The organism is uncultured Roseovarius sp. (assembly GCF_913054395.1).
Classification (GTDB): Bacteria; Pseudomonadota; Alphaproteobacteria; order Rhodobacterales; family Rhodobacteraceae; genus Roseovarius.
On the sequence record NZ_CAJXIP010000248.1, the window covers coordinates 1 to 2,994 of the forward strand.

Sequence of the window (2,994 nt, forward strand, 5' to 3'; positions counted from 1 at the left end):
ATTCTATAGAGTCCTAAAGAATTACAATCTTTATGGTCGTGTTTTTCTTTCTGATATACTGAATTAGGCGGGTATCGATGCGAAACCGGTTCTTTTACCTTTCTGGGATCACTCTCTTCTTAGTGATTCACAATCTCGTCCCGATGTGCGATGATTTGTGCAATAGCACCGAAAAACGGTGATCTTAGTGAGGCACCCCATACATGGACAAAAAACCAGAGATCCCTCTTCCCCCCTATTTCAACCTCAATCCGGCGACTGCCGCAAGCAAGCTTGGCCCTGTCGTCGATACCGCCCGATTCGCGCGCGCGGCGGCCTTTGCCGGGCGCGGTCGCGACGATCTTGCCAAGCGCGGTTATGCCCCGGACGGCCATAAACGTCTGCGCAAATTTTCCACTTGGGAAGTGTGCCGCTATCTCATTCCCGTCGCCCCGGCCCACTTGCGCCGGGTGTTGAACAAGCACCCTGACCTGCCTCAGGGCGAAGGCCAGGGAAATTCTCGCTGGTTCAGCCTTGAAGAAATACTGGTTCTGCGCGACCACTTTGCCGAGGAAGGCAGCAGCGCCAAGGAATACCGCCCCTATCGCCCCAAGGGCCAGCCCGCCAAGATCACCGCAGTGGCCAATTTCAAAGGTGGCGTCGGCAAGACCTCGACGGCGGCCCATCTCGCGATGAGCGCCGCCCTTGATGGCTACAAGGTGCTTGTGATCGACCTCGATAGCCAGGGGTCGATGACCTCGATCATGGGCGGTGATGTGCCCGATGAATGGCGTACCGTCTTTCCGCTTCTGGCGCGCGATTACGCCACCCATCTCGAAACCGAAAACCGTGTGCGCGAGGCCGCGGGCGACCCTGCCCTGCCGCTTGACGAAACCCTGACCGAGGCGTTGCAGGTTTCCTTTGGCGATGTCGTTCAGAAAACCCACTGGCCCAATATTGACCTGATCGGCGCACAGCTAAACCTTTACTGGGCCGAGTTTCAGATTCCGGTCTGGCGCATGGGGCTGCGTAACTGGCCGCTCTGGGATGCCCTCACGTCGGCCCTCTCCGAGAGTGGCGCGCTTGATGAATATGACGTGATCATTCTCGATACGCCGCCGGCACTTGGGTATCTCACCATCAATGCCCTGGCGGCGGCCGACATCATCCTGGTTCCTCTTGGGGCCTCGTTTCTGGAATTCGATTCGACGGGCCGGTTCTTTGACATGCTCTATTCGACCTTTGCTTCGATCGAAGAGGGTGAGAACACCGCGCGCCGTCGCGCCGGTCTGCCCGAGATGAAATTTGAATGGGACGTGGTGCGCGCCATCATCACCCGGTTCGACGCCAGCCAGCAAACCGATCTTGCCAATGTTATCCAGGCCTATTTCGGCGATATGACCAATGCCTATCGCCAGGAATATACCGCCATGGTCGGGCAGGCGGGCGAGACGGTCTCGGGCATCTACGAGGCCGATTACCGGGACTTCAACAGAGAGACCTATACCCGTGGGCGCGAGACCTTTGATCGCACCTATGCGGAATTCAAGGAAATGCTGATTGGCGCCTGGTGGCGTGATGAACAACTTGCAAACAAGGAGGCCGGTGATGGCGAAACGCAGACAGCTTGAGATCCCAAGCGCCGAAGCCCTGAAGGAAATCGAAGAGGGTTTCGCACGCGAAACCCCCAGCGGACCCGGCCTTCGCCCCCCCATCGCCGATGTGGTGGCCGATGCCGCCATGCGCTCTGACCCCTTGCCTGCCTCCGAGCGGGCGGATGCTGCGCGCGATAAATCCGATGCACGGCAATTGCGCGAGGCGATCGGGAAGGGTCTCGTGGCGCGAGAAATCCCGATCCATGAAATCACGGCTGACGCCCCGACACGGGACCGGATTCACCTTGATGAGGAGGACATGGTCGAGCTTTGCACCTCGATCGCGACGCATGGACTGCGCCTGCCTATCGAGGTTTTCGAGCCCGCCAATCCAGAGGCCGCAGGGAAATATGCCCTCATTTCCGGCTTTCGGCGGCTTGCAGCGGTGCGCCGGCTGAATGCCATGACGGGGGGGGAAAAGCACCTCACGATCGCGGCCTTTGTCCGTCAGCCGGACAGCATCGCCGATTCGGTTATTGCCATGGTTGAAGAAAACGAAATCCGAACCGGGCTAAGCCAGTATGAGCGGGGCAGGGCGGCAGCTATGGCAGTCTATGACGGGGTTTTCCCCTCGCTCGATGAGGCGGTTCAGATGCTGTTCGGATCGGCGTCCAAAGCCAAGCGATCCAAGATCCGCTCCTTTGCTCTCGTGCACGAGGAGTTGGGTGATATGCTGAGTTTTGCAACCCACCTCAACGAGCGGCAGTGCCTGCGGCTTGCTGCGGCGCTCAGGGCGGGGTTGGCACAGGATATCCGCAGGGTTCTGGAGGATCACGTGATCGAAACGCCTGAGGCCGAGTGGGCGGCGCTTGTCCCGCTGGTCGAGCAGGCCGAAGGGGTGGGCCCGGATCCAAGTCGGGGCGGGCGACCGAAGGCGGCGAGCAAGCCCAAAGTCGGGGCGCGGATACCGCTGGCGAACGGGGTCTCGATCGAACGGGTCGAGCGGCCTGATGGCTATGCGATTCAGTTTCGCGGCGCTTCTGTGAACAGCGAGATGATCGACAAGGTGATCGACCATATCCGTTATCTTCTGGAAGAGGTGACGGACTAGGGTAGAGGGGTGGGTTTCGCGTGCGAAACCTGCCCTTTTGCGGCCCTCAAATCCGGCAGGCCGTTGCTGTGGCGGGGGAGGGGAGGCAACCATCTTGCCGCAAGGAACTTTCTGATAAGGCGATCTCAATAAAGCGAGCCCGTTGAGCCGCTAAGGGGCATGCGTAGGGGGGCAAAATCTTACAGTCGCGGTAATGTGCAAAATACTTGTATTATGCACATAAGATTTTTCAGCCCATTGAGAAACCTCCATTTTACCAAGCGCTTCAAGTTACTGCATGGATAGCCGGTTTCGACCAGCAAGCGCGTT

General features: G+C 58.8%; 2 protein-coding genes. Both read left to right on the forward strand.

What is annotated here, in order from left to right:
• Positions 1 to 203 precede the first annotated feature (203 nt).
• Complete coding sequence (locus QZ522_RS18805; RefSeq protein ID WP_294615237.1) at positions 204 to 1,610, forward strand: AAA family ATPase; 1,407 nt, start codon at positions 204 to 206, stop codon at positions 1,608 to 1,610.
• The gene (locus QZ522_RS18810) at positions 1,588 to 2,685 is read left to right on the forward strand and encodes a ParB N-terminal domain-containing protein (RefSeq protein WP_294615239.1); all 1,098 of its coding nucleotides are present in this window, start codon (positions 1,588 to 1,590) and stop codon (positions 2,683 to 2,685) included. The genes QZ522_RS18805 and QZ522_RS18810 overlap by 23 nt, the downstream gene beginning before the upstream one ends.
• The last annotated feature ends 309 nt before the right edge of the window (positions 2,686 to 2,994 follow it).

What these genes read in the sequence shown, in the direction of transcription:
- QZ522_RS18805 (WP_294615237.1), top strand. Translation starts at nt 204, where the DNA reads ATGGACAAAAAACCAGAGATCCCTCTTCCCCCCTATTTCAACCTCAAT.
- QZ522_RS18810 (WP_294615239.1), top strand. Translation starts at nt 1,588, where the DNA reads ATGGCGAAACGCAGACAGCTTGAGATCCCAAGCGCCGAAGCCCTGAAG.